Below are 21445 nucleotides of genomic sequence, written 5' to 3'. Positions count from 1 at the left end.
GAACTCTTTATTACGTGTAGAAATTACACATAATAGTAAGCGCTTCCATATCCTGATCGTATAAACGGAGGATGATGTGATGCATATTTACAAGGCAGTCGACTTTATCCATCAAGATGAGGGAATAGCGCTTTATAAAGTAGCCAATCACACACATGAGCCTGAGCACACTCACAACTTTGTCGAGCTGGTTTATATCTTGCACGGGACCGGAAATCATCAGGTGAATAATCAAAGCTATCATGTTCGCAGAGGTGATTTATTATGGATGAATGTCGGTGACAGACATTCCTTCCATGCCGAGCAAGACATGCAGTACATGAACATATTAATTCAAGCTGATTATTTAAATGAGCAGTCGACTACATATGAGCCTGAGCGCAGCTTGATCAACCATAGGCTGTTTCAGGAGTTTCAGCAGCCTATGCAAGGTGCCTTGCAGCACATTCGTTTTCAGGGCAAATCCATTCTGGAGCTGGAGGAGCTGCTCGAATCGATGTTCGGAGAGTACCTCTCGAAGAAGAACGGTTATCGTGCGATGTTGTGCGGTTATACGATGCTGCTGCTCGCATCGTCGTTTCGCAGAATGCAGGACAATCTGCAGACGCAGTTGACTGTAGACATCCATGAAATATTACCGAAGCTGTTGTCCTATATCGAGCAACACTACGCATCACCAATCACACTGCGGGATTTAGCCAAAGAAAGCTATTATTCGCCGCATTACATCAGTAAGACATTTAAATTATGCTGCGGCTACACGTTTACCGAATATTTGCAGGAAGTGCGTCTTCGGGAAGCGAAGCGTATGCTGTTAGAATCGACTGAATGCGTGGGAGCGATCGGCAGAATGGTCGGCTATCCGGATAAGGCGCAATTTTATCGGTTATTCAAACAATACTTCGGCATAACGCCCCAGCAGCTTCGAGAACAAGCATTGAAAACTTGAACGATGAGACTATGAGAAAAGTCCCGAATGGGGCTTTTTTGTCATTTATGGCCGTAAATCGCCGAATGTTGTCAGGGAGTAGACAATCTTTACTTCTTTCCGAAAATACGGTAAAAACCAAAAACATTTATTGAAATATGTGGGTTTATCGCCTAATAATTGTGGTGAGTCCACAAACTCAAAAATAAACAGAAGTATCGGAGGGTTGTAAATGAAGGTGAGACTGTTGGCGACTGCTCTTGTAACCGCTCTCATTTTTACAACGGCTTTAACCGGGTGTTTTGACAATTCGAAGAACAATTCGAATTCATCGAACTCGGCGAACAAGACAAATACAGAAAGCACCAGTAACACCAATGAGACGGTAGCAAACAACAAGTCAGACAACACATCAGACAATACGAATGCTTCATCGGAAGCAACCGGGGATGGAGCGATTACGGAGTTCCATCAATCCTCGTATTTGGACGGCAAGAACCTTCCGGATGTGAAAGACCGCTTACCTGCAGATTACAAAATCACTAACGAGGTAGCAGAAGGACAATTGAAGTATGAAATCGGATCCTTCGGCGGAACTTTGAGAACGGTTACATCGGTGCCGAACTGGGATGCAGACGTTTTCGTCATGGATAATGAACCGCTGCTTAATACGCCGAGTATTCTCGGAGAAGAACTTACAGGCAACGTTCTGAAGGATTATTTGCTCAGCGAGGATCAGAAATCCATCTCGTTCCAAATGCGCAAAGGCTTGAAATGGTCTGACGGCGAGCCAGTAACGACGGAGGATATCCGGTTCACGGTCGAGGATGTACTGATGAACGAGGAGCTGACCCCGATCTTCCCGCTCTATCTCCGTTCGGGTGGTGTGGCCGAAGGCGCTCCGCTTAAATTGGAAATTATCGACGAGTATAACTTTAAGCTTTCCTTCGATCGTCCATACGGCGGTCTCTTGATTCGCTTAGCGATTCAAGGCTGGCGCGGATACACAGAGCTGCTCAAGCCTGCTCACTTCCTGAAGCAATTCCATACCAAATATATCAAGCTTGATCAGTTGGAGTCGGCGATTAAGGAAGCCGGTTTCAAACCAGGCGAGTGGGTCAACCTGTTCAACTATAAAGATATTACGAACTGGAAATTGAACCATTCCGAAGCCGTCGGTTTCCCTGTCCTCTATCCTTGGATCATTACGAAAGCGACGCAAAGCATGACGACTTATGAGCGGAATCCTTATTATTTCAAAATCGATAAGGCAGGCAATCAGCTGCCATACATCGATAAAATCGAAAGCACCCTCGTAAACGATATTGAAATGGTTAGTTTGAAAACCATTGCCGGCGAGGTTGATTTCTCACGTGAATCGGCATCGCTCGTGAAGATGCCATTGTACAAGGAAAACGAGAAGAACGGGTATAAAGCCATGCTGAATAACATGCATGTGACTCCGACCGATATTTTCCTTAACTTGACCTATGAAAAAGATCCAAATTGGGGGAAAGTGGTCCAAGATGTCCGTTTCCGCCAAGCATTGAACATGGCCATCGACCGCCAAGAGCTTATTGATACGATCTACTATGGTTTTGCCAAACCGGGCAACATCGAGGATCCGACATTCGATTTGGATGGCGCCAATAAATTGCTGGATGACATGGGCATGAAGAAAGACGCAAACGGCAAACGGTTAGGCCCAGACGGCAAAGTATTTACGATTCCAATCGAAGTTGGAGCCCAAGCACCGGACATCGTTCCTTATACGCAGCTTATCGTCGAGATGTGGAAGGCACTTGGTCTTAACGTCACGATGAAAACGATCGACCAGACGCTTTGGTCGCAGCGCAATACTGCGAATGATCTTCAAGCGACGGTCATCTGGACGCACACACCGCTCTGGTACATGGGTGATTGGGGTCAAGGCATGTGGGCTCCGTTATGGGATCAGTGGTACACCAGCTCAGGCAAGAACGGTAAGGAACCGCCTGAGGATGTGAAGAAGCTGTATACGACGATTAGTGAGGCACTTGCTACGGACCCGGAAAATGCCAAACGCATGATCGAAGAAGTGAAGCAACAGATGAAAAACAATGTGTACTACTTCGTACCGCTCAGCGATGTGAAGCAGCCAATTATTGTGAATGAGAAGCTGAAGAACATTCCTAGTGACAGCAGCTTTGCAATTGGAACCGACTTCTCAGGCGAGCAATTCTTCTTCGGCAAATAAGATGTCCGAACCTAAAGGAGCCCAGACCTCATGAGAGGAGGCCTGGGCTCCCGGGTTCGTGTATGGATCTGCGGCTTACATTGAATGGAGGGAACCGCATGATAAATTTTATTAGCTATCGATTATTACAGCTCATTCCGCTGTTGATCGCCATAAGTATTATCGTATTTGTCATTATTCAGCTTCCTCCGGGCGATTTCTTAACCAACTATATTCAGCAATTGAAGCTGTCGGGCAATGATGTTTCGGAGAGCGCCATCCTTAATTTGCAGCGGGAATACGGACTGGATAAATCACTCATCGTGCAGTATGTCTACTGGATCAAAGATATCGTGCTGCATGGAAATATGGGTCGTTCCTTCCAATACAACATGCCGGTTGCGGATGTTATCTGGCCTCGGCTCGGTTTAACGATAACCATTTCATTGATATCGCTCGTGTTCGTATGGCTTGTCTCGATCCCTATCGGCATCTACTCGGCTACGCATCAATACTCCATTCTTGATTATGTGTTTACCTTCATCGGATTTATCGGCGTTGCGGTTCCCGGCTTTCTGATTGCCCTCGTACTCGTCTATTTCATCTTCATTGAAACCGGCGTATCGATAACAGGGCTGTTCTCGCAGCCGTATCTCGATGCGCCATGGAGCATGGCGAAGGTGCTGGATATGCTGCCGAGGCTCATATTGCCTGTCATCGTAATCGGAATGGCATCTGCCGCATCGCTGATTCGAGTCACGCGGGGCATGCTGCTCGATGAATTGTCGAAGCAGTACGTCATTACGGCCAGAGCGAAAGGCGTATCGGAAGGTAAATTGCTCTTCAAATATCCGGTTCGTATGGCTATCAACCCGCTCATCAGTACGATCGGATGGACGCTGCCGGCGCTTATTTCCGGAGAGGTCATCGTGTCCATCGTCCTCAACCTGCAGACAACGGGGCCGATGCTGCTCAAGGCGCTCATGACGCAGGATATGTACTTGTGCGGCAGCTTTATTCTGGTAACCAGCTTCATCACGGTATTAGGAACTCTGCTCTCGGATATTTTGCTTGCGGCCATCGATCCGCGTATCCGCTTCGGAGGTGTTTCGGAATGAGCGGCTTATCTACCGTTATCAATCAAATTCGTAAACCGAGAACACGCCGAAACAAAACGGCCGATACCATTAACGTCGAAGTAGCCTCGCAATGGCAGCTGATGTGGTGGAAGTTCAAGAAACATAAGCTCGCGATGATTTCAGCGGTATTATTAATTCTGATGTTTTTGATCGCCATATTTTGCGAGTTTGTTGCTCCTAATCTATCCGGTACACGTTATACGGCTTATAAGAATGCCCCTCCGCAGAAGATTCATTTCGTTGATCCGGATACGGGCTTTCAGTTCCGGCCGTTTGTCTACGGTTTGACAGAGAAAGTCGATCAGGAAACCTTCCTGCGAACCTTCAGTGAAGATACCACCAAAAAGTATCCGATCCACTTCTTCGTCAAAGGCGAACCTTATGAAATGTGGGGATTTATCTCTTCGAGCATTCATTTGTTCGGCTTAGGCGATAAGGAGGGTGCGCTCATTCTGATGGGAACGGATCAGCTGGGCCATGATCTATTCTCACGTATCATCTATGGAGCACGCATTTCCTTGTCGTTCGGTCTTGTCGGGATTATCCTAACGTTGATTATCGGACTGCTGCTCGGCGGAATATCCGGCTACTTGGGCGGCGTATCGGATACGATTATCCAGCGCATTATCGATTTTCTCATTTGTATTCCGACGATTCCGCTCTGGATGGCGCTGTCTGCCGCAGTGCCGCGAGACTGGTCGACAACCAAAATGTATTTCGGTCTCATCATCATCTTCTCTGTTATCGGATGGACAGGTCTCGCTCGTGTCGTGCGCGGTAAAATTCTATCGCTCAGAGAAGAGGACTTCACGATGGCGGCTCGGCTTGCAGGCGCCAGTGATTTGCGAATCATTCGGAAGCACTTGCTCCCGTCCTTTGCCAGTTACATTATCGTAAATGTCACGCTTGCGATTCCCGCCCAAATTCTAGGGGAAACCTCACTTAGCTTTCTTGGCATTGGGCTGCAAGCGCCCGCTGTATCTTGGGGCGTATTGCTGCAGGATGCGCAAAACCTGGAAACCTTGGCACATCATGCTTGGCTGCTATGGCCTGCCGCCTTCATCATGTTAACCGTGCTCATGTTCAACTTTCTCGGAGACGGGCTTCGGGATGCTGCAGATCCTTATAAATAGGAGGTGGACCTATGTCACAGCAAGAGAATGTCATATTGGAAATGAAGGACGTCAAGGTGCAGTTTCGATTGGATGAAGGACTTCTGAAAGCAGTAGACGGAGTCGATCTGCGAATTAAACGCGGGAAGACGTTAGGCATCGTTGGCGAAAGCGGCTGTGGAAAAAGCGTAACCTCACAGGCGCTGCTGCGCATCGTTCCGAAGCCGGGAGAAGTGCAAGGCGAAATCCGGTTGTCGCGCAAGAAGCCGGATGGCACCTACGATGTTGTCGATCTTGCCAAGCTCGATCCCCGCGGCTCGGAAATCCGAGATATTCGCGGCGGCGAAATCGCCATGATTTTTCAAGAACCGATGAAGGCATTCTCGCCGATTCATACCGTAGGCAACCAGATCATGGAGGCCATACTGCTGCATGCAACGGACAATAAGGATGAAGCCTATCGGCTTGGTGTTGAGATATTGAAGAAGGTAGGCATGTCCAATCCGGAGCAGCGGATGAGCGAATATCCCCATCAATTGTCCGGCGGCATGCGCCAACGGGCTATGATTGCGATGGCGCTATCCTGTAATCCGGCCATCCTGATTGCCGACGAGCCGACGACAGCGCTAGACGTCACGGTACAGGCGCAGGTGCTCCAATTGATTAATGACCTGAAATCGAGCCATGATACTTCCGTCATTTTTATTACGCATGATCTCGGCGTTATTGCTGAAATGTCGGACGATGTTGCGGTGATGTATCTGGGGAAGGTTGTTGAATATACCGACGTGGATACGCTGTTTCATAATCCGCAGCACCCGTATACCAAAGCGCTGCTTAATTCCATCCCTTCATTAATACGGTCGAACAAACGGCTGGAATCGATTGAAGGTACAGTGCCGTTTCCGATGAACTTACCGAAGGGCTGCGGCTTTTATACGCGATGCAAGATGGCGAAGGATGGCGTGTGCAATGTGGAAGATGTGCCACTGGTTGAAGTGGCCGCGGGACATTCGGTACGCTGCTTGCTTGTGGACGAGGTCAATAACTGAAGCGGAGGTTGAGCCATGACGCAAGAGGAGTTTGTATTAGACGTCCGTTCGATGAAGAAATATTTTCCCGTTAAAGAAGGATTCCTCAAGAAAACGGTCGGCTTCGTCAAAGCAGTCGATGATATCCATATTCAAATTCGGCCCGGTGAAACGCTTGGTCTGGTAGGGGAATCCGGCTGCGGCAAGACGACGCTCGGAAGATGCGTCTTGAGGGCAATTGAGCCGACTTCGGGTTCCACGCTATTTCGTGACAGACAAGGACAAGTCAAAGATGTCATGAAATTGAACAATCAAGAGCTGAGGGCCATCCGCAGAGACATGCAGCTTATCTTTCAAGACCCCTATTCCTCGCTCAACCCACGGATGACAGTGCTCAATATTATTGCGGAACCGCTTATTTGTAACGGAATGGCTCGCGGCGAGAAGCTCAAGGAACGTGTCAGGGAGCTGATGGAAATGGTGGGCTTAGACAGCCGGCATCTGGAGCGGTACCCGCATGCTTTCAGCGGCGGACAGCGTCAGCGGATCGGAATTGCCAGAGCATTGGCAACGAATCCGAAGTTTATCGTGTGCGACGAAGCCGTGTCCGCGCTTGACGTTTCAGTACAAGCACAAATTATCAATCTTCTGCAGGACTTGCAGGATAAATTAAATTTAAGCTACTTGTTTATTTCGCATGACTTAGGCGTCATCCAACACATTTCCAACCGGGTCGGCGTGATGTATGTCGGCAAAATGGTAGAAACGGCTGCGACCGAGACCTTATTCAGGAAACCGCAGCATCCGTACACCGAAGCGCTGTTATCTGCCAAGCCCGTGCCTGATCCACGTAAAAAGTCCAATCGGATCATCCTGTCGGGTGAAGTCGCCAATCCCGCCAAACCGCCATCCGGATGTTACTTCCATCCGCGATGTCCCTATGCGAAGGACATCTGTAAATCGCAGGCTCCGGAATGGAAACAGGTCGGCGAAGGACATTATTCGGCCTGCCACTTTGCCGGAGAGCTGCAGCTGCAGGGGGCTGCATCGCTATGACCGCCATCATGTTGATTTTGCTCATTTTCTTAGTTTGTTTGTCGCTTATCATGCTTGCTTCGATCTGGTACATGCGGTTTATGATGGCCAAGATCTTCGGGGAGAAGCATCATGATTTGGAAGTGATTTCATCCTCAGGCATGATTCCGGAGACTTGGTCGCGTAAATTTACGGTGAAAATGATCCAGCTTCATGAAACGGGCAATGAGGAAGGGGTTCGCAGCTTGCAGCAAGCAGCTGCTCGCAGCTACTTGAAGAGGCTTCGCCGGTTAACCGTTTATGTCCAGAAAACCAATCTTGTGGACAACGAAGAGACGCGAAAGCAAATGCTGCTAAAGCTTCAGAACGTCATTAGAGAGTGGAGTGATGAAGCACAGCATGGATCCTTTACTGCAAGAGCATAAGAAGGTAACCGCTGCCGGTTATCTATCCGTTCTACTAACGGCTGTCACTTCGTTCATCGGCATATTGAATTGGCTGGCGCTGCGAGGGCTTGTCATATATTTACTGGGTTACTATAATGTCAATCCTTTCTCTTGGCAGGCTATCGATTACATCATGTTCATTTCGCTAGGCATTGGTTGGCTGGCTTATGTCTATTACAGTCAATTTCATTTTAAAAAACGGGCTTTGGCTGGTCGCGTTTGGAAGTCTTTCACCCGATTTCTAGCCGTCCAACTAGGGCTGCTGTTCGCTTGTGGAGTTCCCTACTTCGTGCTGGGAAGCGGTAATCGACCTAAGGATGAGTGGTGGCTGCTAGCTTCAGAGGGAGTCGGCGCATTGGTGCTTACACTATTGTCAATTTGGCTAGGCAGAAGAGCTTCAAAAGCCTCAGACCGGTAATCGGATGATGCAGCCTGGTAAGGGGGGACAGTTATGATTGTCGCGGAAAGGCATCAACACATCCTTCGGATGGTGAACGAGAAGGGAAGCGTTCGTGTTACCGAGCTCAGCCAATCGTGCAACGTAACAGAGGAAACGATTCGCCGCGACTTGGATCGCCTGGAAGGGGCAGGGAGACTGCAGCGCAGCTACGGAGGCGCCATTCGCATCGGCCCGCAGACGCACGAAACATCGTACTTGCTTAGAGAAACGGTACATGTTGCGGAGAAACAGCTTATCGCGGTGGAAGCTGCAAAGTTTGTCGCGCCTAATGATCGGATCGTGCTGGATGCCAGCACAACGGCGTGGCACCTCGCTGTGCAATTGCCCGATATTCCCCTCACGGTATTGACGAATTCGTTGAAGGTAGCCTTCGTGTTAAGTGAAAAGAAAAATGTAGTTGTGATCAGTACGGGCGGGATGCTTGTACCTAACTCACTCTCGTTCGTCGGCCCTTTAGCCGAGCAATCGTTGGAAGAATATCACGTCGATAAAGCGTTCATCTCCTGCAAAGGGGCGCATATGGAACGCGGCATTTCGGAATCCAACGAGCTGCAAGCCCGCGTGAAACGGAAAATGATCGGAATGGCCGAGCAGGTTTATTTATTGGCGGACTACAGCAAGTTTAATACGCAAGCCTTTATGACGATAACGAGCTGGGATCGCATTGATCGACTCATTACGGATGCTGAAACATCTGCCGAAGATGTGCAGCAGCTTCGGCGCCGATCGATTGAAGTTATCCAGCTTAAGGAATGAGGAGTGCGGAGTCATGGAACGCAATGCCGGACTGGATATTATCCGCAGCACCGCGATTTTACTCGTATTGTTCTGCCATGGGATGGGGTTCTTTTTCATGCCGTACCATGATTTTAACCCGCTCAATTATGTGACCGGCTACTTAGGCGTAGAATTGTTTTTTGTGCTTAGCGGTTTTCTGATTGGACGGATCTTGCTTCAAGATGTCGTGGAGAACGGATCCCTATCCGGGCTCAAAACCTTTTATGTTCGTCGTTGGTTTCGAACGCTGCCGCTCTACTTCTTTGCGGTAGTCACAACATACCTGTTCTTTAACGATCACATGAATCTTACGAACCTTGTTTTTCTGCAGAACTTTAATGAACAGCATTTAGGCTTTCTGCCGATATCATGGAGTTTATCGATTGAGGAATGGTTCTATCTGCTGATTCCGTTCCCGCTGCTGCTGGCCGGGAAATTTCGCAACAAATCAGCCGCTTTCTTCGGCATTTCCGCTGTGCTCATCCTTGTCTTTCCCATCCTTCGAATGATGGAAGTGCACGCCAATCAGCCGGTGTGGGATTACGGCATTCGCAAGCAAATCCCATTACGCCTGGACAGTCTGGTGTTTGGCGTCATTCTAGCCGGTATCAAGTGCTATCATGCCTCTCTCTATCGAAAGTACTTGGCCGGTAAGGCATCCTTGCTCGTTGCGGTGGCCGGATTGATCGGCTTTAGCGGTTTCTATGTCTATAACGGCATTCAGGCGCAAACGATGGACCAGTCCTGGTTTGCCCGGACGATTCTCTTTAGTCTGGTTTCCTTATTTATCGCCTTGCTCATTGCGGTAGTTGAAGTGAATATCCCTAAGCTGGAACGGCTTCCGAAATGTCGTGCGTGGGTCGGTTTCATCAGCTCCCAAAGCTACGGGTATTACTTGTTTCATTGGAACCTGTTCATCTGGTTCAGTAGGGAGAACACGACGGCGAGTGTCGGTCACAGCTTGTATTTGCTAATCTTTGCCCTCGTCTTGTTAATCGGGTTTACGTTTGTTATGCATCGCTATTACGAGGTTCCGTTCTTGAAATTAAGGGAACGTATGACGAAGAAAACAAAGCGGACTGATGTCAGTGTCCCGCTCTCCAACGACGTTTGAGTGTAACGGGAAAGGAACAAACATAATCCAGTAGAAACGCCGGATGGACCCGCGATATGCTGCGGTTCGATCCGGCGTTTTTATATACTCAAAATTGATCCTATAGTATACACTTGGAGCATCATATCTTTCATATCTTTCCAAGCGAAAGGACGGAGCTAGCGGTGAAGCAATTAGGGAAATTGACAACGGGACTTCCGTTGTCCAAGCATGCCGGAGTTTACGAGAATCCGCTGTACAAAGGTGCCGAATCGAGCGGAGCATACTCCTCGGTTCATCCCGATCCGTATGTATTGAAGCACAACGGATTGTACTATTGTTTTGCTACCGGAGGAGCGGGTGTGCCGGTTATGCGTTCCGCTAATCTCGTCGACTGGGAGCCGCTGGGGTATGCATTCTCCATGCCTGATCGCGAGGGCTACTGGGCGCCTGCTGTCATTTACCTTAACGGAATCTTCTATATGTATGTATCCTCCGTTGCTCTGGGCGAAACCGATCCTCATTACGAGTATTTGCTCGTTGCGACATCTGATCGGCCGGAAGGGCCTTTTTCCTATGTGAAGACGTTATACGACACCTTTACCATCGATGCGCATGTCGTAAAGGATGAACAAGGACGGTTGTTCCTATTCTACTCGGACAACAATACGATGGGCATCGACAGAGATCGTCCGGGGACGGTTATTCTCGTTGATCGCTTGCTTGATCCTATTACGCCTGAAGGCAAGCCCCAGCTTGTCGTCAAACCGACGCTTGATGAGGAAATCTATGAAGAGAATCGGTTTGGCGATGGCCGCAACTGGCATACGATTGAAGGGGCATGCTATCTGCATCGCCGGGGGCGAGGGTACGTCATGTACAGCGGGAACGCTTTTACCAAACCCTATTATTTCATTGGTTATTCCATGACTGTTGACACAGGCAGCGGTATTGCCGAGAGAGAGTGGAAGAAGGTTCCGAGTGAGCATGTGTACGAACCGCTGATGCGTCGGAATGACGATGTTGAAGGCGTGGGTCACCATTCCGTAGTCAAGGCTCCGAATAATGTGGATGACTGGATCGTTTATCACGGACGGGACAACCATCAACAGCGCATCCCCCACAAGGAGCAGCGCCAGATGCGGATTGATCCGCTTCTTTGGAAGGGCGATCGGATGTGGGTGCCGGGTCCTTCGCATACGATGCAGGATGCGCCGGCGATGCCTGTATTCCGCGATCTGTTCGAAACGGCAGAAGTGGAGAGCTTGTCCCCACGATGGAGCATCGATTCCGGGGCTTGGTCGGCAGGCGGATACGAAGCACTGCAGAATAGTCTCGTAGGAATCGGGACGGCGCTGTCAACGGAGTCATTCACTCACTTCGTCTATGAGCTGAACGTCAAGTGGGAGCCCAACCATATGGGCGGATTGTATGGGGCGTACATCGGCTATTCCGATATGCGCAATCATGTACAAGTACTGCTGGATGTAGGAAAGAAGGAACTGATTGTTTTCTCTGTAATGAACGGTTTGAAGAGTGAACCCGTGCGGGTCAAGCTGGATCAGGCACTCTGCTACTCGGTGTTCCATAAGCTGACGATAACCAAGGTTGGTCAACTAATCGAGGTACTTGTGGATGATGTACCTACACTGGAAGGACGATTCCCGGTATCATCGGGACGTATAGGGCTGGTTACTCACTACACCCGTGCGAAGTTCGCCGGCGTTGCCGTCACGCCGCATGCGCAATTGAACGCGAAGACCACGGAAGCCTTCATCGGCATGCTTCAGGTTGATGAAGAAGATGATCATGCCGCGACGTGGCAAGTCAAAGAAGGCGTTTTGTATTGTGCAGCCAGCAATAAACCATCGTTGTTATGGATGAAAGAAGAGATGCTCGGCAAGCCGTTTCAGTTTCGTGCTGACCTTCAATTCGAGCAAGGAGGCGGTTCGGGTTCGGCAGGCATGTTCCAGCTGTGTCTGTCAGAGACGCCAAGCCGGTTGTCCGGACCGGCGTTTACATTGACGCTGGATCGCGCTGGTCTTGAAGTTAAGGTAGAGGGAACGGACGGTCAGGTTGTGCTTCAGGCAGAGCTGCCTGCGTACTTTGATTTTAGAGACGTGCATACGCTTGAACTGCGCCAGACCCGGAACAATTGCTTGATTCTGTTGGACGAGTATCTAATTTATCAAGGGGAGAGATGCGGAGGAACGATGCTGGGCCTCGGATTCTCAGTCCCTGCGCAGCTTTCCGGAATCGAGATTACCGAGCTCTCATAATAGAAGAGCAGCATTGTCATAAACACACAAAAAATCACAGCCGTATGTGGCTGTGATTTTTTGTGTTTGAGTCCTATCCTCGAGCGTAGAGAGATCAACCACTATTACCCTGAGCGAAATAGTTACGCGTATCTTGGCGAGACTTAGGCGTTAATACGCGATCGAGCTCTTCGTTCAGCCAACTCAGCGATTTGGTGCGAAGTTGATTACGCATGGTTTCCTCGGCATCGCGCATCGTTAAGTTAATGACGCAGGGAGTGGCCTTGGTGCATGCCGCAAACTCCTCGTCCTCACGGCACAGATAACTGTTATCTTTAATATTTTTGCATTGAAAAATAGGCGCTTGGCCTTCAACGGCTTCTACGACATCCCAAAACGAGATTTCCGCAGGAGGCTTGGCTAATCTATAGCCGCCTTTTACCCCGGGAACGGATCTGACGATGCCGGCTTTCGTTAATTTTCCGAAAATTTTCGACAGATAGGTCTCGGAAATGCCTTGAAACGCTGAAAGCTCTTTAATTCCTATAGTCTCATCAGACGGAATGTCGATTAAATATACCAAGCAATGCAGCGCATATTCAACACCTATACTGTACTGCATGCAAACACCTGCTTTCTGGACGTGAAACGTAATACTAACATCTTAGGGGGGATTCATACCCTTGTCAATTGAGGCTTGGCGGAATTTGTAAGTTGAAATGCGCTGCCTTTCATTTGACATCCTCGATGTTAATGGCTATATTATAGACAATCCTTATAGACGATAAACGTTGTCGACGATTAATAAGCGAGATAGAGAACAGGATTAACGGAGGTTAGACTGCATGAGCAATCATCACGAAGAAGCAAAGGAACGCAAAGCTGTTTCTCACCGGAATAAAGAAATCGAGTGGCAGCAAGTGGAACACGTACCGGGTGAACGAATCTGTATTCGCGTAACAGGCGAAGACACGAATGGCGCATACTCCATCTTGGATCTGGTTAAGGATTCTTCCTACGGTTCATCATTTGGCCCGCCCATTCATGTTCATGAAAGAACCGACGAGATTTTCCGCGTCATTGAAGGAAAGGCTCGATTCTATTTAGACGGCAAGGAGATCGATGCGGAAGCGGGCGATATCGTTGTCGTTCCCAAAGGCACGGAGCATACTTTCGCAAATTTCGACCTTAACACTCCGCTGCATCTGCAAATTACGTTTACTCCCGCGGGCGATGAGCTTGCATTCCAGGACTGTGTCGGCAAGACAATCGAAGAAATCATTGAACTGTCCAGAACCAAATATCAGGTCATCTTCACTGGGCCACCACTTGAACAATAAATGAGGGCAATTGCATGACACATCATGAACAAACTGACAAAGAACTACATGCCATTTTTCGACAAAATGAGGAAGCGGAGTGGATCGACTTGATCCATACCCCCGGAGAAAAGTATAGAATCCGCATTAAAGGCGAAGATACGAATGGAACATACTCCTTGATTGAAGTCATGATGGACCCGAAGGATGAACCGCCGTATGGACCGATGCTTCACATTCACCAGAGAACCGATGAAATATTCCGTATCTTGGAAGGACAAGTTCGATTTCGTGTAGATGGAGAAGAGTTTGATGCGGGAGTGGGCGATATCGTCAACATTCCCAAAGGTACGCCTCATGCTTTCGCTAATTTTGGCGACTCTCGTTTACATGTGCAGATCATGTTTATTCCAGGTGGAGAAGAAGCTTTCTGGCAGACAATAAACGGGATGCCATTAGATGAAATGGAGAAAGTATGCAAAACATTTCACGTAGATATAGTGGGTCCGCCACTTCATAAATAACGTAACGAATGCACTGTCATTTTCATAAAATCAAAGCACTTATTTGGAGGCTACTAATATGTCAGCAGTTTTGGATGTCATGGGACCACGTATTCAACTCTTAACAGACTTATCGGAAAATAGGGACTACTCCCTGATGAAGGCTGAAGTTCCGCCGGGTGTAATCGTTCCTGTTCATAGTCATGATGATCGCGAAACCTTCGTTGTTCTTTCAGGTGAACTCGAGGCTTTCACAAACGACAGCTGGAGAGCGGTTACCGCCGGTGAAACGATCGATATTCCGGGAAACGTAAAGCACGCTTGGAGAAACGCCTCTAACGAAACCGTAACCTTGTTAGTCGCATCGACGGCGAAAATGGGCGAATTCTTCAATGAAATAGGACGACCGACTGATACTGTGCCACCAGGCCCTCCCGCGCCTGAAGTGTTAATGCATTTCGTTACAGTAGCTCTGGCTTATGGTTATTGGCTAGGTACCCCTGAGGACAATGCATCAATTGGCATCTCGCTTGGCTAACATTACCTAACACAGGACTTCCACATCAGAAGGAGAGAGACACATGAATAAAATGCTTATCATTAATGCCCATCCGAAGGTAGAATCGGAAACGTCTTTCAGTTCGAACGTTCTTCATCATTTTGTGAAGACCTATAAGGAATTGAATCCAAGTGAGACCATCGAACAGATTAATCTGTACAGCGAAGAAGTACCGGCAGTCGACGAAACGGTACTAAGTGCATGGGACAAGCTTGCGAAAGGCGAGAAGCTTACTGCCGATGAACAGAAAGTAACATCGCGGATGGCTGAAGTGCTGCAGCAATTCAAGAGCGCCAATAAATATGTCATCGCAATGCCGCTGCATAACTTTAATATTTCCTCCAAGCTTAAAGATTATATGGATAACATCCTGATTCCTCGCGAGACATTCAAATATACGGAGAATGGTTCGGTAGGGCTGTTAAATGACGGTCGAAGCCTTCTTGTTATCCAAGCCAGCGGTGCCGTGTACACCAATAATGACTGGTATACGGAAGTTGAATTTTCCCATAAATATCTCAAATCCATGTTTCATTTCCTCGGCATTGAAGATTATCAGATCGTCAGAGTTCAAGGAACAGCTGTATTAGATCGGAATGAAATATTGGCGAAAGCTTATAAAGAGGCTGAGGGAGCCGCGTCCTATTTAGCCAAAGTTCCTGAAATGAAGCACTGATAGCCTATAAAAAACAATAAGCAACCACATTGGATTGAATCCAATGTGGTTTTTTTTGTGTGAAGTTTATGCAAAGGCATCATCGGCTCGTTTGTTCTTCATGGTTAATTAATATATTGCCGATTTAAAAACATATTAAATATGTTATATTTTTGAATAAATCGTATTGACAGTTCGTGAATCTGGGTAATTTGCCCTTATTGATCAAAACTGAGCTTCATTCAGAAGAATCATGATTTGTCGAATGCTGTTGGAAAGTATTTACTATGATAAGGCTTGATTAAATATATTAAATATATTATGTTTGTATAAGGTTAATGAAAACGATTTCAGTAATCGATTTCATTAATTTGAAAGGCTTCGATTGACCATATCCTGTAGAAGGTGGGAGGAGTAATGATTGCAAAAGATGCAAGAGTTGAAGTCATGCCCGAAGTGGCTCGGTTAAACAAGAACAATGCATGGGCTAAGATTTGGAGTTTCAGATCGATCTACTTATTTATGCTCCCGGCTTTTATCTGGTATGTCGTTTTCTGCTATTACCCGATGTACGGTATCCTGATTGCGTTCAAAGATTTCAAATACAACCTGGGGATCTTGCACAGTCCTTGGGAAGGCCTGCGGTATTTCAAACAATTCTTGGGCGATTCCAGTTTCTATTCGGTGCTTTACAATACGCTGTCCATTAGCTTCCTCAAGCTGTTACTTGGATTCCCGGCGCCGCTCATCCTTGCATTGATGCTCAACGGCGTTATGCATAACAAATTAAAGCGAATCTTCCAAACGATTTCCTATCTGCCACACTTTGTATCTTGGGTCGTCGTTGTGACGCTGATGCAGAAAATTCTTTCTCCTAACGTGGGACTTGTCAATGACATCAGGGATCATATGGGGTATGAGCCGATCTTCTTTATGGGGATGCCATCCTTATTTTATCCGCTGGTCGTCATTTCGGATATTTGGAAGGGCGTAGGATGGGGCTCGATCATTTATTTGGCCGCTTTGACCAATATCGATCCACATTTGTACGAAGCAGCGGAAATGGATGGGGCAGGTCGGTGGAGCAAGCTGTTTAAGATTACGCTGCCATGTCTGACGCCTACGATTGGTATTTTGCTGATCTTCTCGCTCAGCGGCGTTCTGAACGCCGGCTTTGACCAGATCTGGTTGATGCAGACACCTGCTACACTCAGCGTCTCGGAGATATTAGATACTTATGTATTGAAAACAGGTATTCAGCAGGGACAATTTGCTTACTCCACGGCTATCGGCTTGTTCAAGTCCATGATCTCGCTGATTCTCATCGTGGTCGTGAATAAAGTGTCCAAAAAAGTGAGCGACGTATCGCTATGGTAATCAGGCCAAATCTATTACATGAATCTAAGGAGGTGCAGGTATGGGTGTGAGAAAACTGTCGGCATCCGATAGATTCTATTCCACAGTGAACTATGCGCTGCTGCTCATATTCTGCCTGACGGCACTCTATCCCTTTATCTATTTCTTGGCGCTATCCTTCAATGACGGCTATGACGCTATGAAGGGCGGTATCTACTTCTTCCCGAGGGTCGGTACGCTTGAGAACTACACCAAAGCATTCAATAACCCTCAAATTCTCAATTCCTTTTGGATTTCCATTTCCCGAACGGTTATCGTAACCGTGGGTTCTACACTGCTGACGGCCTTGCTGGCCTATGGGCTTTCGCGGAAAGGTTTGCCGGGCAGAAAGTATATCGTCTTCTTCTTCTTCTTCACAACTCTGTTCAGCGGAGGTCTTATTCCGACCTTCATTCTGTACCGTGAGCTGCATATCCTGAACACGTACTGGGTGCTTGTCCTTCCGTCGCTGTATAGCTTCTTCAATGCCATCATTATGAAGACGTTCTTCGATGGGATCCCGTTAGGTTTATCGGAATCGGCGCGAATCGACGGTGCAAGCGAGTTAAGCGTATTCTGGCGAATTATTCTCCCGCTTTCGATGCCTGTAATGGCTACCATAGCGCTGTTCGTCGGGGTAGGCGTCTGGAACGACTGGTTTACCGGGCAGTTCTTCATCCAGAAAGAAGATCTTCAACCTGCAGCCACGTTCCTGAACAAAATGATCAGTGAAGCGTCGTTCCAATCGATGACGGGTTCGAGCAGCGGATCGTCCATTAAGAACATGAACGAAAACCAGATGGCGCTGCGAGGCGTAACGCCTGAGGCACTCCGGATGACATTCGTAATCATCATTACGGCACCGATCATCTGCGTGTATCCTTTCCTTCAGAAGTATTTCGTTAAAGGCGTCCTGGTAGGTTCGCTCAAGGAATAGTCGTGTACCGAGTATAGAAGGCATTGCCTTTTATATATAAAAAATTAGCAACAGAAAGGGGCTTGTCTAATGCGTAAGACCAGACTCAAAAGTTCTCTTAGCTTGATGCTTGCCATCCCGATGATTGCATTATCCGTAACGGCTTGTGGAGGAAACAACAACGATCCGGGCACTACGAATTCAACCAATTCGGAGAACTCGGGAGAAAACGCTTCTAATGCACCTAAGGAAGCAACGCTATCCTTCCTAAGTGCTTGGAACGGTGGTGGCGCAGGGTATCCGCAGGATCAGGAAAACAATCCGGTTGCGAAAGTGGTTAGAGAGAAAACAGGCGTGACGTTAAAACTGGAATCCATCACAACAAGCGAAGTTGAGAAACTGAACACGATCTTCGCTTCCGATACGGTTCCGGATATCGTAAATGCGCCGTACTGGTCGACGACAGGCGGGGAAGGACAAGTCATCAAGAAAGCGGCTTTGGAAGGCCAGCTTCTCGATTTAACCCCTTATCTCGATAAATATCCGAACGTGAAGAAACTGTTGACGCAAGGCGTAGCGAAGGACTTTGCAGAATTCGACCTGAATAGTCCTGATCTGGAGGGCAAGCAATATGTCATTCCAATGCAGACGCCGGACGGCACTCCGGAGAGCATTCATAACTGGAACTACGGTCTCTATGCCCGTGGAGATATCCTCAAGGCGCTGGGTGTGAACGGTGCTGATATCGACACGGAAGACAAGCTCGCGGATCTGCTGACTCAAATCAAGAACGGCGGCTTCAAAGATATTAGCGGCAAGCCGGTCATCCCTTCCGGTACGATGCATAATGGATGGGACTATAGCCAATTCCTATCCGGCTGGTCCGATTACAACATTTCGGACTTCCGTCAGGAAGACGGCAAGCTGATCCACTGGACGCAATCCAAGGACCAAGAAGCTCGCCTGCTGTATATGAGAAAACTGATCACGGGCGGTCTCTTTGATCCGGAGGCGTTCAGCAATACCGATACAACTGCGAAAGAGAAGCTCGCTACGGGCAAGCTGGCCGTATTCGGCGCTCAAAGCATGATCGGCGATTTGCAGAAAACGCTCTACAAGACGAATCCGGAAATGCAGTACGAGCTGCTTGGACCTATGAAGAACAAGAGCGGCAACATTGTGACGCAAGTCGAGAAGCCAGGCCGTTCCGGCTTCCCGGTTATCTTCTTGAGCGCGAAGATCAAAGATCCGGATGCAGCTCTGCGTCTGATTGATTACTTGAACAGCGACGAAGGCCGACTGCTCGCTTACTGGGGTATTGAAGGCAAGGATTATACTATGGTAGATGGTAAGCCGCAATGGGTTGCAGACGTGAAGAAGCAATTCGACGATAATCCGGATGTGAAGCGCGACGAAGGTCTGAACTATCTCTCCGGCAGCTTCATGGGCGCATTCTCCTCCGAAGTCACTTGGCCGATTCCGGATGACCAGAAGACGCAATGGGAGAAACTCGAGGCAAGCTACTCGAAGAGACTTCCGATTCAAATTATCGATAAGGTCAGCGCGACTTATCTAGTAAGAGATTGGCCGAAATACCAAGAGTTCAGAGACAAAACGGCAAGCTTAAACTTTGACGAAGAGTTCCGCAAAGCCTGCTACGCGAAGTCCGATGACGAAGCGCTGAAGATGCTGCACGGCATTCAAGACAAGTTTAAATCTGCCGGTGTAGAAGAAATGGCGGCGTATGTCGGTGAAAAAGCTGCAGCGCGCGACGATATCGGCTGGTAATATGAGGTTGATTGGAAATTAGTAAAATAGACCAAATCGCATGTTCGTGCGGTTTGGTCTGTTTTATGTTTGGGAGACTACTTATAATGGATTATAGATCGTATTAGGGTGGTGATCTTGCTTTGGATGGTAGAGATAAGAAGGTTGAGCACAACGACGTATATGCTTCACTGGAAGGCTTACTATGTAAGCTTCGAGATATCACGCATCGTAAACAGCACAGGAATGAATGGGAGCTTAAGCTTCAATTTATCGAGAAACATATGATGCTCGTCATGGCCAGCGGTAAAGGCCGTCTTCATATAGATGGATATTCCTTAGAACTTCGGCAAGGAAGCGTATATGTACTAAAGCCGGGCCAACTCATTCAAGCCACTGTTCATTCGCTTGATGAACGGGGTTTCTATGAATTGGGATTCGATGTTTTCAGTGATGAACTTGCCTCTTCGGATTCGCTGCAGAGAGTTACTCGGAACAGCCCGTTTCCGGTGCAAGGGGAAGTGAACGTTTCATCGCCGGTATCCCTTCATATTGCATGCCGGACAATTGACGAATACATGAAGAGCGGAGAACCTTTGAAACGCTTCCGAAGTCAAATTCTGTTCCAAGAATTGATTGAAACCATTCTGGGGGAGGCGCTTCTCGTCCAAGAAATCGGCTTGGAAGCCGCTTTGGAATATGCAAAAGGATATATTGAGCAGCACTATCGGCAGGAACTGACGATCGAACATTTGGCCAAATTAGTAGGCATCAGTTCGCGTCATTTCATGCGATTGTTCAAGAAGAGGTATGGCACCGGCGCGATTGATTATTTGACGTTATATCGAATTAAACAAGCGCAGCAGCTCATTCGAGCAGGTGGACAAGATCGGCTTCGAGATATTGCAAGGCATGTCGGCTATCAGGATGATATTTATTTCCGGCGCAAATTCAGACAGGTCACAGGCATACCGCCAGCGGCATTTATGAAGAACAGCAGGAAGAAGATCATCGCTTATCATAACGCGAATATCGGGCAGCTGATCGCCCTTCAGATTACGCCTTGCGCAGCGCCGGCTGAACATCCTTGGACCGATTACTATAGAAGAAAATATGAAACGGACGCTGTAGTACCGCTCAGCTCGATTGAATGGGAGAAGAAAGAGGAAATTGGGCATGCCGCCCCTGACTTTATCATCGGGGTCGATATTCATGCCTCAATTGAGGAACAGAACGAGATGAAGGCCATCGCACCGGCTTATTTCGTGCCGTGGATGGAGAATGACTGGCGCATGCATTTGCGATTAATCGCCCAGTTTCTGGATATGTCTGCCGCGGCGGAAGTTTGGCTGGATAATTATGATCGTAGAGCTCGCTTCGTAAGAGAAGCAGTCCGGGACACAGTGAAAGAGGATCGTCTTCTCATCCTGAGAATAACAGGTGAGCACTGCACCGTATTGGCCGAGCGAAGTCTGGCTACGGTATTTTACGATGATTTGCAGCTGATGCCCGCGCATGGTGTAGATCGCATGAAACCGGATGAGCAAGTGAATCCTTCGCAGCTGGCGGCATTTGCGGCAGACCGAATCTTACTCGTCGTGGACGAGGATTCCCTTTCCCAATCTACGTGGAAAACCATAGCGAATTCCGAAGATTGGAACAGGTTGGAGGCGGTCGTGGGCAATCGCGTAGCATTCATTCCCGCGTATCCTTGGATTGAATACACGGCGTTTACGCATGAGTTCGTGCTTGAAGAGGCGCTCAATATTTGGCGCAATCGTGCATAAGTTTATGTCGTTATTATCAATATTCCGAAATCCAAAATTCATTTATACTC

20 protein-coding genes are annotated in these 21445 nt (G+C 48.0%); 19 read left to right on the top strand and 1 reads right to left on the bottom strand.

The window, feature by feature from the left end; all coding sequences use genetic code 11:
• The first annotated feature begins 79 nt into the window (after positions 1-79).
• The 11 genes from BLW29_RS25545 to BLW29_RS25495 all read left to right on the top strand — a co-directional run bounded on the left by BLW29_RS25545 (position 80) and on the right by BLW29_RS25495 (position 12515).
• Positions 80-949, top strand: coding sequence for a helix-turn-helix transcriptional regulator (locus BLW29_RS25545; protein ID WP_090984955.1), 870 nt, complete (start codon positions 80-82; stop codon positions 947-949).
• Between the two features lie 211 nt (positions 950-1160).
• Entirely contained in the window at positions 1161-3164 is a 2004-nt protein-coding gene (locus tag BLW29_RS25540; protein WP_090984953.1) for an ABC transporter substrate-binding protein, read from the top strand.
• A 98-nt stretch (positions 3165-3262) separates the two neighbouring features.
• Positions 3263-4261, top strand: a complete 999-nt coding sequence (locus BLW29_RS25535) for an ABC transporter permease (RefSeq protein WP_090985053.1) — start codon at positions 3263-3265, stop codon at positions 4259-4261.
• The gene (locus BLW29_RS25530) at positions 4258-5415 is read left to right on the top strand and encodes an ABC transporter permease (RefSeq protein WP_090984951.1); all 1158 of its coding nucleotides are present in this window, start codon (positions 4258-4260) and stop codon (positions 5413-5415) included. The genes BLW29_RS25535 and BLW29_RS25530 overlap by 4 nt, the downstream gene beginning before the upstream one ends.
• 11 nt (positions 5416-5426) lie before the next feature.
• Positions 5427-6446 (top strand): ABC transporter ATP-binding protein, encoded by a 1020-nt coding sequence (locus tag BLW29_RS25525; protein ID WP_090984949.1) that lies wholly within the window; start codon positions 5427-5429, stop codon positions 6444-6446.
• 15 nt (positions 6447-6461) lie between these two features.
• Positions 6462-7481 (top strand): ABC transporter ATP-binding protein, encoded by a 1020-nt coding sequence (locus BLW29_RS25520; RefSeq protein ID WP_090984947.1) that lies wholly within the window; start codon positions 6462-6464, stop codon positions 7479-7481.
• Positions 7478-7885, top strand: coding sequence for a hypothetical protein (locus BLW29_RS25515; RefSeq protein ID WP_090984945.1), 408 nt, complete (start codon positions 7478-7480; stop codon positions 7883-7885). Before BLW29_RS25520 ends, BLW29_RS25515 begins: the two co-directional genes overlap by 4 nt.
• Entirely contained in the window at positions 7860-8324 is a 465-nt protein-coding gene (locus BLW29_RS25510) for a hypothetical protein (protein ID WP_090984944.1), read from the top strand. Before BLW29_RS25515 ends, BLW29_RS25510 begins: the two co-directional genes overlap by 26 nt.
• A 33-nt stretch (positions 8325-8357) precedes the next feature.
• The gene (locus BLW29_RS25505; protein WP_090984942.1) at positions 8358-9122 is read left to right on the top strand and encodes a DeoR/GlpR family DNA-binding transcription regulator; all 765 of its coding nucleotides are present in this window, start codon (positions 8358-8360) and stop codon (positions 9120-9122) included.
• A 13-nt stretch (positions 9123-9135) separates the two neighbouring features.
• Entirely contained in the window at positions 9136-10257 is a 1122-nt protein-coding gene (locus tag BLW29_RS25500) for an acyltransferase family protein (RefSeq protein ID WP_177186824.1), read from the top strand.
• Positions 10258-10421: 164 nt separating this feature from the next.
• Positions 10422-12515, top strand: coding sequence for a glycoside hydrolase family 43 protein (locus BLW29_RS25495; RefSeq protein WP_177186823.1), 2094 nt, complete (start codon positions 10422-10424; stop codon positions 12513-12515).
• Between the two features lie 94 nt (positions 12516-12609).
• Here the strand turns inward: BLW29_RS25495 and BLW29_RS25490 are convergent, their stop codons facing one another.
• Entirely contained in the window at positions 12610-13116 is a 507-nt protein-coding gene (locus BLW29_RS25490; RefSeq protein WP_090984936.1) for an Rrf2 family transcriptional regulator, read from the bottom strand.
• A 223-nt stretch (positions 13117-13339) separates the two neighbouring features.
• Between BLW29_RS25490 and BLW29_RS25485 the strand changes: the two genes are divergently transcribed.
• The 8 genes from BLW29_RS25485 (at position 13340) to BLW29_RS25450 (ending at position 21395) form a co-directional block, all read left to right on the top strand.
• On the top strand, positions 13340-13834 hold the full coding sequence (locus tag BLW29_RS25485) for a cupin domain-containing protein (RefSeq protein WP_090984934.1): 495 nt from the start codon (positions 13340-13342) through the stop codon (positions 13832-13834).
• Between the two features lie 14 nt (positions 13835-13848).
• A complete protein-coding gene (locus BLW29_RS25480) occupies positions 13849-14337 on the top strand; it encodes a cupin domain-containing protein (RefSeq protein ID WP_090984932.1) in 489 nt (162 codons plus the stop codon).
• Positions 14338-14395: 58 nt separating this feature from the next.
• Positions 14396-14854, top strand: a complete 459-nt coding sequence (locus tag BLW29_RS25475) for a cupin domain-containing protein (protein WP_090984931.1) — start codon at positions 14396-14398, stop codon at positions 14852-14854.
• A 43-nt stretch (positions 14855-14897) separates the two neighbouring features.
• Positions 14898-15551, top strand: a complete 654-nt coding sequence (locus BLW29_RS25470; RefSeq protein WP_090984930.1) for an FMN-dependent NADH-azoreductase — start codon at positions 14898-14900, stop codon at positions 15549-15551.
• Positions 15552-15947: 396 nt separating this feature from the next.
• Complete coding sequence (locus BLW29_RS25465; protein ID WP_090984928.1) at positions 15948-16907, top strand: ABC transporter permease; 960 nt, start codon at positions 15948-15950, stop codon at positions 16905-16907.
• 40 nt (positions 16908-16947) lie between these two features.
• A complete protein-coding gene (locus BLW29_RS25460) occupies positions 16948-17862 on the top strand; it encodes a carbohydrate ABC transporter permease (RefSeq protein WP_090984926.1) in 915 nt (304 codons plus the stop codon).
• 69 nt (positions 17863-17931) lie between these two features.
• Complete coding sequence (locus tag BLW29_RS25455) at positions 17932-19629, top strand: extracellular solute-binding protein (protein ID WP_090984924.1); 1698 nt, start codon at positions 17932-17934, stop codon at positions 19627-19629.
• Between the two features lie 122 nt (positions 19630-19751).
• Positions 19752-21395: a helix-turn-helix domain-containing protein gene (locus BLW29_RS25450; RefSeq protein ID WP_090984922.1), complete on the top strand. Its 1644-nt coding sequence runs from the start codon at positions 19752-19754 to the stop codon at positions 21393-21395.
• The last annotated feature ends 50 nt before the right edge of the window (positions 21396-21445 follow it).

This window comes from Paenibacillus sp. CF384 (genome assembly GCF_900106745.1).
In the GTDB taxonomy this organism is placed as follows: Bacteria; Bacillota; Bacilli; order Paenibacillales; family Paenibacillaceae; genus Paenibacillus_Z.
This window is presented reverse-complemented; position numbering and strand designations above follow the sequence as displayed.